The sequence below is a fragment of the Flavobacterium sp. LPB0248 genome (assembly GCF_013388355.1).
Classification (GTDB): Bacteria; Bacteroidota; Bacteroidia; order Flavobacteriales; family Flavobacteriaceae; genus Flavobacterium.
The window spans coordinates 3,353,809-3,368,147 of the sequence record NZ_CP058246.1 but is presented as its reverse complement, the minus strand read 5'-3'; the positions used below and the strand labels follow the sequence as shown (position 1 = coordinate 3,368,147).

General features: G+C 32.7%; 7 protein-coding genes. 2 read left to right on the top strand and 5 right to left on the bottom strand.

The genetic code is table 11. From position 1 onward, the window contains the following. Positions 1-86: 86 nt before the first annotated feature. The gene (locus tag LPB248_RS14130) at positions 87-6,566 is read left to right on the top strand and encodes a carboxypeptidase-like regulatory domain-containing protein (protein WP_177212009.1); all 6,480 of its coding nucleotides are present in this window, start codon (positions 87-89) and stop codon (positions 6,564-6,566) included. 148 nt (positions 6,567-6,714) lie between these two features. Here the strand turns inward: LPB248_RS14130 and LPB248_RS14125 are convergent, their stop codons facing one another. From LPB248_RS14125 to hpt, 5 genes are all read right to left on the bottom strand, one after another. Then, positions 6,715-8,859 carry a S46 family peptidase gene (locus tag LPB248_RS14125; RefSeq protein WP_177212008.1) on the bottom strand — a complete coding sequence of 715 codons (2,145 nt, stop codon included), beginning with the start codon at positions 8,857-8,859 and terminating at the stop codon, positions 6,715-6,717. A gap of 174 nt (positions 8,860-9,033) precedes the next feature. After that, complete coding sequence (gene obgE / locus LPB248_RS14120) at positions 9,034-10,035, bottom strand: GTPase ObgE (RefSeq protein ID WP_111379712.1); 1,002 nt, start codon at positions 10,033-10,035, stop codon at positions 9,034-9,036. Between the two features lie 103 nt (positions 10,036-10,138). Then, the gene (locus LPB248_RS14115; protein WP_177212007.1) at positions 10,139-11,413 is read right to left on the bottom strand and encodes a hemolysin family protein; all 1,275 of its coding nucleotides are present in this window, start codon (positions 11,411-11,413) and stop codon (positions 10,139-10,141) included. 205 nt (positions 11,414-11,618) lie between these two features. Then, the gene (locus tag LPB248_RS14110; protein WP_057114947.1) at positions 11,619-12,191 is read right to left on the bottom strand and encodes an adenylate kinase; all 573 of its coding nucleotides are present in this window, start codon (positions 12,189-12,191) and stop codon (positions 11,619-11,621) included. A gap of 68 nt (positions 12,192-12,259) precedes the next feature. Then, complete coding sequence (gene hpt, locus LPB248_RS14105) at positions 12,260-12,790, bottom strand: hypoxanthine phosphoribosyltransferase (RefSeq protein ID WP_111379706.1); 531 nt, start codon at positions 12,788-12,790, stop codon at positions 12,260-12,262. Between the two features lie 186 nt (positions 12,791-12,976). Here hpt and LPB248_RS14100 point away from each other — a divergent pair, with 186 nt between their 5' ends. Continuing rightward, complete coding sequence (locus tag LPB248_RS14100; protein ID WP_177212006.1) at positions 12,977-14,260, top strand: PQQ-dependent sugar dehydrogenase; 1,284 nt, start codon at positions 12,977-12,979, stop codon at positions 14,258-14,260. The last annotated feature ends 79 nt before the right edge of the window (positions 14,261-14,339 follow it).

Below are 14,339 nucleotides of genomic sequence, written 5' to 3'. Positions count from 1 at the left end.
ATTTGTACGAAAACCATTTTTAAAAATAATTTTAAATCTTTCCAACCATTTTTAAAATTTAATCCTCTTTAGATTAAAACTCTCTTATGAAAAATATAGTATTTGTACTCTTATTAATCTCTTCGGTAATTTTTGGTCAGAAAAATGATAAAAAGTGGGACGTTGTAATCGCTTTTGAAAATGAAGGTCGCGCGAAGTCTGCAAGTGAAATGGTCGATAAAATCTACAAAAAGGCAATAAGTCAAAAAGACGAAGTTCAAATGATAAAATGTTTTTTTTATCATTCTAAATATTTACAGGTTGTCGATGAAAATGCACAAACTAAAATTTTAAATAATCTTAAAGCTGATATTAATCGCGTTTCTGTTCCATCAAAAGCGATTTTGAATTTGGTGTACGCTAAATGTTTAACAGATTACTTTTTAAAAAACAGATATCAAATTCAAAGAAGAACAAATACTATAGAACTTGACAACGATTTCCTTACATGGACTGAAAAAAATTTTAACACGCAAATTAATCTCGCATTAAAAAGCTCAATGGAAGATGAAACAGTTTTAAGAAATACTTCATTAACTAAATACGATGCTATTTTTGATTATCCAACAATCGAGAAATTCAAAAAAATGAATTTATTGAATTATGTAATTGCTGAAAATATCTCACTTCAAGCACAAAAAATACGTTCTTGGGAAATTCAAAGAAGGGACTTTTTATTATCTAAAAAAGAGCTTTTAGATGATTCAGCCGATTTTATAAAATTAAATTTTGATTCTGTTTCAAATGAAAATCTTAAAATCACTTTAAAATTATATCAGAAACAAGAAATAAACAGTGCAACAGCCGAAAATGTTTGGGACAGAATTCAGTTTCTTAAAAGAAATGTAATTGATGTTGATGAAAATTATATTCAAGCTTTAACTGCACTTCAAAAAAAGACAGACAATATACTTTTAATACAAAATATACAATTAGAGAAAGCTTCTTTCTTATCTGAAAATGCTTCAAAAACAGTTAATCCAGATAATAATATAAAAGCGATTGCGGTTTTAGACAGTATATTGCAAATCAATAATAGATCAAATGCATATAAACTTGCAATTCAGAAAAAAGAAAATATATTATACAAAAGCTTAAATGTTCAACTCGAGAAATACATTTACAGCAATCAAAATACACGCGCTTTTATTGAATACAAAAATGTCGAAAAGCTAAAGATTTCTTTCTTCAAAATTACAAATGCTCAAGCTATAGCATTAAACAAATCTTATATTACCAAAGGCGAAATTAGAGATACAATTGTTAAGACTACAGAACCTATTGTTTATCAATCATATACACTTACCAATAAAAAAGATTATCTGAGTTATTCAACAGAAGTTTTGTTACCGCAACTTCAAACAGGTTCTTATTTGGTATATTTTGAAAGTGAATCCGATTCTAAAGACAAAAAAGCTACTGCTTTTGAAACTATTACTGTTTCTAATTTTATTGTTTTAGGAACTCAAAATGACAAATCTGAAAGCTATCAAGTTTTAGATCGAAAAACCGGAAAACCTTTAGAAAATGTAAATGTTACAACGCAATCTTTTACATCTCAAACCAACAAAAATGGAATTGCCGTTTTTGAAAAAACAACAGACAAATATTACGGTTATCAGCCTATTACATTAGTAACTGCAAAAGACACGCTTCATATCGATAAAAATTATCTTTCGTACAATTCGCTATATAAAGACAAAGATGAAAACGACATTGATTTTAAAGGGAAAGTGCAGTTTTATTTAGATCGCGCCATTTACCGTCCAGGGCAAACTGTTTATTATAAAGGAATTGCAATGCAGAAAATCAATCAAAAATCTTCTGTAGTGCCATTTACAACTTTTAAAGTTTTAATCGAAGATACAAATGGAACTGAGATAAAAGAATTTGATGTTACAACAAATGAGTTTGGTTCATTTTCTGGTGAATTTATTTTGCCTAAAACTGGTTTAAATGGACAATTTAACATTAAAGCAGAAGAACCTGATGATTACGAAAAAGATAAAGATTACGATAAAGAAAAAGACAAACATCCGTTTTGGGATGGCGTTGATTTTGAAAACTCAGAAAGTCGTTTTTCTGTTGAAGAATATAAGCGCCCAAAATTTGAAGTAACTTTTAAACCGAAAAAAGAAAGTTTTCAGATAAACCAATTGGTTAAAGTAAAAGGAATTGCAAAAGCTTTTGCCGGAAGCAGTATTTCTGATGCAAAAGTAACTTACACTGTTACTAGGGGCACCACGTTTGCTAGAAGTTTTTACACTCAACCTGAAGACAATGAAGTATTAACAACAGGAGAAACTAAAACAGATGCTTCAGGGAAATTTGAAATCGATTTTACTGCAATTCCTTCTAAAAACTCAAGCAAAAAACTACTGCCAATTTATAACTATCAGATAAAAGCAACTGTTATCGATATTAACGGGGAAACGCACGATGCCAGCACTTCTGTAAAAGTTGGTTATCATGATTTGGAACTTAACGCTTCTATTGCGAATGAAATTTCGACAAAAAAGAAAAACGAAGTTCAACTCACAAGCACGAATTTAAATGGCGAATTTGCGGCTATTAAAGGCGAAATAAAAATATATTATATCAATCCTTTTTCTACAAAATTCAAATCACGTGTTTTTCCTAAACCTGATTTTGGAGCTATTTCAGATGCAGATTTTGAAAAATTATTCCCTTATGAAAACAATGAAAATGACAAAGAGAAAATGGTCGAAACATTATTGTTCTCTAAAAATATCGACACTCAAAAAGATAAAACTCTTCCTTTAGATTTTATTTCAGATTATAAATCTGGAAACTATAAAATTGTTTTTTCTGCAAAAGACAGTTTTGGAAATTTAATAGAAAAGACTTCCAATTTTAAACTTTTTCAAAGCAAAGATAAATTTGACACAAGTCGTTTATTTTCTGTAACACAAACCAATTTAGATCCTGCAAGAGACGGTTTCATATCAATAAAAATTACATCTGCAATTCCAGAATTATATATCATTGCAACGGCTAATTATGAAAACAGAACATATTCTGAAGAAATATATCCACTTCAGAATCACGAAGCATTGATTAAAATTCCGGTAAAAAAGGAATTTCAAAACGGATTAACAATTGATTTCACAACCTTATTTGAAAATCAAAAATTTGATAATAATGTTCTTGTCATGTTAAAAACTCAAAAACCAGAATTTAAATTCGATGTAGAAACATTTAGAACTAAAATTCAACCTGGAACGAACGAAAACTGGTCCTTCAAATTAACAGGAACTGCAGCCCAAAAGGAATCTGAAGTTCTGGCATCTATGTATGACAGTTCCTTAGATCAATTTACTACCAAAAACTGGGAAAGTTTAAGTCTGGATCAATATCAATTCGGACATAATTTCAAATCTCTTTTGGGCAGCGAAAAAACATATAGCGCGATAAACAATTTAAATACTCCGTCTAAACGAGTTGAACTTAAAAATGAAACCACAAAATTAATCTGGTTCGGATTTGATTTTGCTAACAATAGTAGTAATGTGCTTTATCTGCAAAGAGAATATCAAAGACAGTTAACGAAGAAAGTAAAAAAACCTTTAGATGCAAAATTGATTTCGGGCATTGTAACAGATTTGGTCAATATCCCAATTCCTGGGGTCACAGTTACAATAAAAGATACGCAACGAACTACAACAACAGATTTTGACGGCTATTATGAAATTGAAGCCAAAGAAAACGAAGAACTTGTTTTCTCTTTCATTGGATTTAAGAGCCAATCTGTAAAAGTTTCTAAAGACAAAACGATTGATTTTACTTTAAAAGAGGAGCCAAACAATTTGCAAGAAGTTGTTGTGATGGGTTATGGTGTTCAAAAAAAGATGTCACTAACTGGTGCAGTTACCAAAGTGGTTAGCTCAGAATTTGTTCAAGAAGACAATTCGGTTTATAGCTTAAGCGATACATTAGCTGGAAAAGCACAAGGTGTGCAAATTAGAGGTGCGGCATCTATTCCTGGAAAAAATCCTCTGTATGTTGTTGATGGCAAAATTGTTACCGAAATAAATTCCATAAATCCGAATGACATTCTTGATATTTCGGTTTTAAAAGATAAAAATATGATGGCTCTTTATGGAAGCAGAGCCGAAAATGGAGTTATTATTATCACAACCAAAGCTGCAATGGAAGAATTAACTCAGGTAAAAGCCAGAAAAAATCTTTCTGAAACTGCTTTCTTTTTTCCGAGTTTAAAAACCGATTCAAAAGGAAAAGTAAGTTTCAACTTTACTTCTCCTGAAGCTTTAACAGCTTGGAAACTTCGCCTGTTTGCACATAATAAAAATGCAGTCTCTGGTTATCTGGAAAAAAGTGTTGTCACTCAGAAAGAATTAATGGTGATGCCAAATTTCCCAAGATTCTTTAGGGAAAAAGACACCATTGTAATTAGCGCCAAAATTTCGAATGTTACCACTGAAGCGAAAACTGGAATCGCAAGTTTGCAGTTTTTTGATGCAGTAACCATGCAGCCAATTGATGCCAAAATGCTAAACGCGAAAAACGTTAAAAACTTTACCATTTCGGCTTACGGAAATACAACAGTAAATTGGACGATTACAATTCCTGAAGGTTTACAAGGTGTACAATATCGAATTGTTGCTAAAGCTGGAAATTTTTCAGATGGAGAAGAAAATATTCTTCCTGTCTTAACAAATAATATGTTGGCAACTGAAAGTATTCCGATTTGGGTTCGTGAAAACTCTACAAAAGAATATACTTTCGAAAACTTAAAAAATAACAATTCAACGACATTAAAAAATCATCAGTTTACTTTAGAATATACTTCAAACCCAACTTGGATTGCAATTCAATCTCTGCCCTATTTAATGGAATATGAACACGAATGTGCAGAACAAACTTTTGCAAGATATTATGCAAATGCTTTAGCAACAGAAATCATTTCGAGTAATCCGAAAATCGCGAATGTTTTTGAAGATTGGAGAAAAAACGGAAAACCTACTTCAAAACTAGAAGAAAACGAAGAATTAAAATCACTCATTTTAGCTGAAACTCCTTGGCTAAATGATGCTCAAAATGAAGATGAAAAGAAAAAAAATCTAGCTCTTTTATTTGATTTAGAAAAAATGAAAATTTCTCAAGAGGCGACTTTCGAAAAATTAAAACAAAAACAAAAACCTTCTGGAGGATTTTCTTGGTTTGATGGCGGTTTAGAAAGTGAATATATTACCAGACATATTCTGGCTGGTTTAGGTCATTTAGAAAAATTAAGTAAAACAAATACAACCAAAATAAATGAAATTACTAAAACAGGAATTCCTTTTTTAGACAATAAATTTTTGGATTATTACCGAGCAACAACTAAAAATTTAAAAGCAAACGAAAAACTAATATGGGTCAATCCATATTCAGATCTTCATTATTTGTATACAAGAAGTTTTTATTTAGAGAAATATCCGTTTTCTGATACACTTAAAAAAGCAACAAAATTATATCTTGAAACTACTAAAAAAGATTGGCTGAATTATTCTTTATATGAAAAAGGGTTGGCTGCTTTAACACTAAATCGTTTCGGAGAAAAAGAAAGCGCTAAAAAAATCATTGAAAGTTTGAAAGAAACGGCATCAAACAATGAAGATTGGGGAATGTATTGGATTTCAAATAAAGCTGGTTGGTATTGGTATCAGGCGCCAATAGAAACCCAGGCTTTATTGATCGAGGCTTTCGAAGAAATAAATAATGACAAAAAATCTGTTGATGCCATGAAGGTTTGGTTATTGAAAAACAAACAAGCCAAAAATTGGCCAACTACAAAATCTACAAGCGAAGCCATTTATGCTTTATTAATGCAAGGAACCGATTGGCTTTTTATAAAAAATAATACTATCATAAAATTGGGTGACGAAAAAATCTTGACCAAAAAAATAGCCGAAAATGAAAAAGAAGCTGGAACGGGTTACATCAAATTAAACTGGAAGGCCGAAGAAATAAAGAAAGAAATGGCTACTATTAAAATCCAAAACAAATCTAATGTTCCTGCTTTTGGCGGTATTTATTGGCAGTACTTTGAAGATTTAGATAAAATTAAAAATAACACTGGAGCAATTTTATCTGTTTCAAAAGAATTGTATTTAAAGAAAAACACTTTAAAAGGTGATGAACTCGAAAAAATCACATCAAAAAATCCTTTAAAAACTGGCGATTTAGTTACGGTTCGATTAATTATTACTGCGAAAGAAGATACAGAATATGTTCATTTAAAAGATATGAGAGCTTCTTGTTTTGAGCCTGTAAGTGTTCTTTCAGAATATAAATATAAGGATCGTTTAGGATTTTATATGAGCACAAAAGATGCTGCAACACATTTCTTCTTTGATCAAATCAATAAAGGAACTTATGTTTTAGAATATGATATTCGAGTAAATAATAGCGGAGAATTCTCAAACGGAATTACAACAATTCAAAGTATGTATGCGCCAGAATTTACAAGTCATACAAAAGGAATTCGAGTAAAAGTAGAATGAGTTTATTATCCTGAGTAAAGTCGAAAACCCGCTCCAATTGGCAAGCCTTTGACTTTACTCAGGATAACATTTGATTTCAAAAACAAAAAACCCGACAAGCTTTTAAAACTTGTCGGGTTTGATATTTATAATCGAAACTGAATAAAGATTATTTAGCAATCGTCAATTCGTCGATAATGTTTTTAGCTCCAGCATATTTATCAATAATCCAAAGTACATAACGAATATCAACGTTGATAGTTCTTTGTAATTTAGAATCGAAAATAACGTCTCCAGCCATTGCTTCGATGTTACCGTCAAAAGCAATTCCAATTAATTCTCCTTTTCCGTTAAGAACTGGCGAACCTGAGTTTCCTCCAGTAATATCGTTATCAGTTAAGAAGTTTACTGGCATGTAACCTGCTTTATCAGCATATTGTCCGAAATCTTTTTTCTTGTTCAACTCTAATAAACGAGCTGGCAAATCAAATTCCTGATCTCCTGCTTTATATTTTTTAACCATACTTTCCATTGTCGTATAGTTATTGATTTTAGCATCATTACGAGGATCTGCAGGTAAAGCGCGAACTTTTCCGTAAGTCAATCTCAAAGTAGAGTTTGCATCTGGATATTTAATTGCATTCAATTTAGACTCTCTCAAACCTTCAACTAATTTGCGGTAAGCGGCAGCAAAACCATCATCAGCTTTCGCTTGATCATCTGTTTTAGCGCGATATTTTGTCAATAAATCATTAGAAATAATATACAACGGATCGTGTACAATCGCTAATGGTTTTGGATCAGCCAAGAAAGCCAATACTTTTTCTTTGCTTGTAAAGTAGCTAATCTCAGTTGCTTTTGCTACATCTGCAGTAAAATCACCATTATTAGCTGTTTTCATTTTTGCGATTTCTGGAGCAAGTCCATATTCAGCAGCTTTAGAAGCATATAAATTCAACTGAGCTGTCAAAATATCTTTTTCTAATGGCGCATAAAACTCACCATAAATATTCTCAACCATTGCGTTGATTTTAGGAAGCATTTCTGCTTTCTTAGCATCATTTTCTTTATAGTAAGCAATTAATGCATTTCCTAAATTAGCAGGTCCAGTTGCATAACTAGAAGTACGTAAAAGTTGCGTCAAATAATTATCATGACGTGCTTTTAAGTTTGTTTCTCTGTAATAATCGTTGATAGTCGGAATTACATTTTCGTACTTTTCTTTGTTTGCTGGTTTAGTAGCCCACTCATAGAATTTATCTTCTTGTTCTGTTTTAGCATCAACTGTACCCGCTTTTGTTAAAGCATCAATCATACCTTGACGGTTTTTCCAGTAATTTGCAGTCGAAGCATATTTAGAAGCATACTGTAAACGAACAGTTGCATCTTTATCCATATACTTTTTCATTACATCCATTCCTGTTTTTGCACCTTCAACCCATGCAGGATAAGCATATTTAATGTTTTGCTCAATTCCTCCAGCTGGCATCCAACGGTTTGTTCTTCCTGGATAACCTAAGATCATTGCAAAGTCATTTTCTTTTACCCCTTTTAAACTTACAGGTAAATGGTGTTTTGGCTGTAATGGCACATTGTCTTTAGAATATGCTGCCGGATTTCCATCTTTATCTGCATAAACTCTAAACATAGAGAAATCTCCAGTTTGACGAGGCCATTCCCAGTTATCTGTATCTCCACCAAATTTACCAACACTTTCAGGAGGAGTTCCAACTAAACGTACGTCTGTGTAATCTTGGTAAACAAAATAGTAATATTCATTTCCTTGAAAGAAAGGACGAACAGAAACAGTGTATTTTCCATTTTCGCTATTTTCTTTTTCGATCAAAGCGATTTCTTGCTGAATGATTTTGTTTCTTTCAGTTTCTGTCATTTGATCGTTTACTTTAGATAAGATTCTTTTAGAAACATCATCCATACGAACGAAGAAACGAACAAATAAAGATTTAGGCTTTAACTCTTCAGAACGACTTTTTGCCCAAAAACCATTTTTCAAATGATTTTGTTCTGCAGTCGAAAGTTCTGCAATCGCGCTATATCCACAGTGGTGATTTGTAAGAACCAATCCGCTGTTTGAAACAATTTCTGCAGTACAACCTCCATTGAACTGTACAATTGCATCTTTTAAGCTATGATGATTAATACTGTAAATTTCTTCGGCTGTCAATTGCAAGCCCATTTTTTCCATATCTCTATGGTTCAATCTTTCGATAAACATCAAAAACCACATCCCTTCATCGGCTCTCATTGGGAAAGCCATAAGGCACATGGTCAAGAATAAAATTACTTTTTTCATGTTATTTTGTTTAAGTGATGCGAATATAAGTCATTTTAGCAATTATCTCAACCTAAGCAATCTTAAAATTAAAAATGACATTAGATTTTTAGCAGTTTATTACGAATTTAACATTATAAAACAAAAAAGGTGTCCTTAAAACAGAACACCTTTTTAATATCTAAGTAAGCTTTATTATTCGTTAAGCATTTTCCAAAGTCTATCTTTCAAATCTGTCAGACCTTGCTGCGCAACAGAAGATATAAACATGTATGGAACATCTTTGAAAGAAACATCTAATTCTGCTTTCAGCTCGGCTTTCAATTCATCATCAAGCATATCACATTTTGAAATCACTACAAGACGCTCTTTATCCAGCATTTCAGGATTGTATTTCGTTAATTCATTAACTAAAATATCGTACTCTCCTTTTATGTCTGCTGTATCAACTGGTATTAAAAACAACAAAGTTGAATTACGCTCAATGTGACGCAAGAAATAATGCCCTAAACCTTTTCCTTCCGCAGCACCTTCAATAATTCCAGGAATATCGGCAATTACAAAAGATTGAAAATCTCTGTAAGCAACAATTCCTAAATTTGGTTTTAAAGTCGTAAACGGGTAATCTGCAATTTTTGGTTTTGCTGAAGTTAATACAGACAATAAAGTAGATTTTCCAGCATTTGGAAAACCAACTAAACCAACATCGGCCAAAACTTTAAGTTCTAGAATAACATCCATTTCTACACCAAGCAAACCTGGCTGTGCGTAACGAGGTGTTTGATTTGTCGAACTTCTAAAATGCCAGTTTCCTAAACCTCCCTTTCCTCCTCTAGCTAGAATTTGTTTTTCTCCGTGCTCTGTAATTTCAAAAAGTGTTTCTCCTGTTTCCTTGTCTTTTACAACAGTTCCTAATGGCACTTCAATGATTTTATCTTCTCCATCTGCACCAGTACTGCGATCGCCTCCACCATCTCCACCGTGTCCAGCTTTAATGTGACGTGCAAACTTTAAATGAAATAATGTCCAAAGCCCTTTATTTCCAACTAAATACACATGACCTCCACGGCCTCCATCTCCACCATCGGGACCTCCTTTTTCAATAAATTTCTCTCTATGTAAATGCGTAGACCCTTTCCCTCCTTTTCCGGAAGAAACATATATCTTAACGTAATCTACAAAATTTCCTTCTGTCATTTTCTTTGTTTATGTAAAGTTTCATGTTTCATGTTTCATGTTCCAAGTTGCGTAATGCAATAACCTGAAACTTGAAACCTGAAACTTGAAACAAATTTTCTCTTTACTCTTTTAAAGCTTTTACCAAAACTTTATCAATCTTAACGCCGTCCATGTCTATAACTTCCAGGACGAATTTCTGCCAAACTAATTTTTCTCCTTCTTTTGGAATATGAGAAAGCTCGGTCATAATCATTCCGCTTACAGTGTTTACTTCATAATCGTTTGTTAATTCGTCTAACTCAAAATAAGTTAAGAAATCGTGTAATGAATAATGTCCGTCAACCAACCAGGAACCATCTTCTCTTTCTATTAGTTGAAATTCATCTTTATAGAATTCTGCAGCATCGCCAACTAAAGCTTCCAAAATATCATTAAGAGTAATCATTCCCTGAAAAACTCCATATTCATCTGAAACTAAAGCATAGTGGACACCCGTTTTTTTGAAATTCTCTAAAGCTTTGTATGCCGTTGTTTGCTCCATTAAATAGGGCGCGTCAGACATAATTGCCGCTAAATCAAAATTATCGCTTTCGATGTTAGCAAAAATATTTTTAAGTGTTACGACTCCAACAATATCATCGTAATTATCATTGTAAACAGGATAAACCGCATGCAAATCCTGAACTACTAGTTCTTTGATTTTTTCTTTATCTGCTTTTAATGGCAACATATCTACCGACTTGCGGTGCGTCATTAAAGAATTTACTTTTCTATCTCCGATATGAAAAACACGTTCCACAATATCTTGCTCAATTTCCTGAACCTCTCCTACTTCTGTTCCTTCTTTGATAATGGCTTTAATTTCTTCTTCGGTCACTTTTCCGTCAGCAGTTGGTTTTATCTGAAGAACATTCAGTAAAAAATCTGTTGAAGAGGTTAATAGCCAAATAAATGGTGCCGTAATAATCGAAATCACTTTCATTGGCATTGCAACCATTTTAGCAATAGCTTCTGGATAATTTAATCCAATTCGTTTTGGAAGTAATTCTCCCAAAACCAATGAGAAAAAAGTTAAAACTACCACTACAATTCCTACCGCAATTGAATGCGCGTAAGGTTTAAAAACTGCAATTCCTGCAACAAAAAGCTCAACATCTGCCGTGATTTTGTCACCAGAATAAATACCAGTCAAAATTCCGATTAAGGTAATTCCGATTTGAACTGTCGATAAAAACTTATTTGGGGAATTGGCTAAATCGAGCGCTGTTTTAGCACTTTTGTTGCCTTTTTTCGCTGCTGTTTCGAGCCTGTTTTTACGGGCCGAAATCAAGGCGATTTCAGACATGGAGAAAACTCCGTTTAATAGAATTAGAAAAAATATTATTAGTATTTCCAATTGATAGGGGATTCGTTATAAAATAGTCTAGTTAAATGTAATTTGTAATCTTAAATATTAATGGCTGTCAATTAAAAAACTAATTTTTCTAACCCAAAAACTTTGATTGTCAAAAACATTTGAAAAGCCCGTTTTAGAGTTAGAAAAATAGTTTTTTTTGCATCCCAATAATTATCAGGTTGTAACGTACAGCTTAAAAAAGCTTCTACAAATTATCTATAACTGACGTTAAGCGCTCTGTAATTTGTTCAATAGTTCCGATACCGTCTACGGCATGAAATTTATTTTGTTCTTTGTAATATCCAATAAGCGGAGCTGTTTTCTCATTGTATTCCTGATATCTTACACGAATTTTTTCTTCGTCCTGATCGTCAGCTCTTCCACTTGTTTTTCCTCTTTCAAGTAAACGCGCAACCAAAATTTCATCATCAGCTTCTAAAGCGATTGTTGCTGTCACGCTTGATCCAATTGTTGGCAAAAATTTATCTAAAGCTTCAGCCTGATTGATTGTTCTTGGATAACCGTCAAACAAAAATCCTGCTGTATCTGGGTGTTTTTTTACCTCATCAATTAACATTGCAGTTGTTACTTCGCAAGGAACCAATTCTCCATTGTCCATAAAAACTCTTGCTTTTTTTCCTAGTTCAGTATCATTTTTTAAATTGAAACGAAAAATATCTCCTGTTGAAAGGTGTGTTAAATTGTATTTTTCTTTTAAAAATTCTGCCTGAGTTCCTTTTCCTGCACCAGGCTTTCCAAATAAAACGATGTTAATCATAATTGAAATGAGTGTTGTTACTTCTTATTTTTTCAGAAGTCTTTAAATGAATATATAGTTGTGTTTTGTTATTCTGCTAATTTGTAAATTTCGGTTAAGTTTCTTCCTAAACCATCATAGTCTAACCCGTAACCAACAATAAACTTGTTCGGAATTCTAATTCCGATATAATCTATTTTTATATCTTTTTTATAAGCTTCTGGTTTAAAAAACAATGTCGCAATTTTAAAATGCTTTACATTCTGCGCTTTAAACAAGTGCTTTAATTCTTCGATTGTGTTTCCGGTATCAATAATATCTTCGATGATAATTACTGTTCTTCCAGACAAATCTTGGTTAATTCCAATTAGTTCCTTAACGGCATTGGTTGTTTCAGTTCCTTCATACGATGCCATTTTGATAAACGAAACCTCGCATGGTTTTTTATATTTTTTCAGAAAATCTGACACCACCATAAAAGCACCATTCAAAACTCCAATAAAAATTGGTGTATCATCTCCAAAATCGTCTTCTACCTGAGCAACTATTTTAGTTAAAGCAAAATCAATTTCTTTAGCCGAAATAAACGGAACAAATTGTTTATCGTGAAGTTGTATCATTATTTTTCTTTTTAAAATAATGGACAAAGATACAGAATTACAACTTAACTGCTTCTATCAAAATAAACTGTATCGAGATATTTTTTGTGAATGTTAAATATCAGTTAATGTTTACAAATCATTTTTTGACACTATGGGAATTTTAAGTAAATTGTTGTGATATAATTATTTAACTCCAAAAAACCAATGAAAAAATCCTTAACCCTGTTTTCTATACCACTATTAGCCTTAATGACTGCCTGTAACGGACAAGTTAAAAAAGAAGAAAAAGAAGCCCTTGCCAAACAGCCAGCAAATGTTGTAAAAACTGCCATTGGAGACATTACGCTTCCTCCACCCTACGCAACCGAATCTAAAACCAAAAACAGTAAAGTAATTGGCTGGCCAGAAGGCAAAACGCCAAAAGCGCCTGAAGGTTTTACAGTAACTAAATTTGCTGACGGATTTGAGAATCCACGATGGAGTTATATAGGTCCAAACAATGATATTTTTGTTGTTGAAAGTGGCACCAGAACAAGCAAAAACCAAATTATAGTTTTGCGTGACAATGATAAAGACGGAAAATATGAAACTCGCGAAGTTTTTATTTCTGGTTTAAACAGGCCTTTAGGGATGTTAATCCTAAAAGACTTTTTTTATATTGCCAATAGTGACGGACTTTACCGTTATCCTTATAAAAATGCACCATTAAAATTAGAAACTCAAGGAACTAAAATTGTTGAACTGCCAGCTGGCGGATACAACAATCACTGGACAAGAAGTTTGCTTGCTAATCCCGAAGGAACAAAAATTTACATTGGTGTTGGTTCTGGAAGCAATGTTGGAGAAAACGGAATGGATAAAGAAGTTCGCCGTGCAGCAATTTTAGAAATTAACCCTGATGGAACTGGCGAAAAAATCTACGCTGACGGACTTAGAAATCCAATGGGAATGGATTGGAATCCAGCCAACAAAAAAGAACTTTGGACAGCGGTAAATGAAAGAGATGAACTTGGAGATGATTTAGTTCCAGATTATATTACAAGTGTAAAAAGAGGCGGTTTTTATGGATGGCCTTACTCCTATTTTGGAAGTATTCCTGATCCAAGATGGGAAGGCAAAGGCGAACGAAAAGATTTGATAAAAAAAGCTATTGTTCCCGATGTTCCTGTTGGCGCTCATACTGCTTCTTTGGGATTGGCATTTTACACGAAAGATGCTTTTCCTGCAAAATACAGAAATGGCGCTTTCGTAGGTCAGCATGGTTCTTGGAATCGATCTATAATTTCAGGCTATAAAGTTTTATTTGTTCCTTTTAAAGACGGAAAACCTTCAGGAAAACCAGAAGATTTTTTAACCGGATTTATTTCTAATAATGATAAAGCAGAAGTTTACGGGCGTCCAGTTGCTGTAACAGTCATGAATGATGGATCGCTTTTGGTAAATGATGATAGTGGAAATACTATTTGGAAGGTTACAGCAAAGAAATAAATTCCAATTCCGTAAATTATCGGAACAAATTATAAAAAGAAAATTTTAAACACATAGAGACATAGATTTTTGTTTAAAA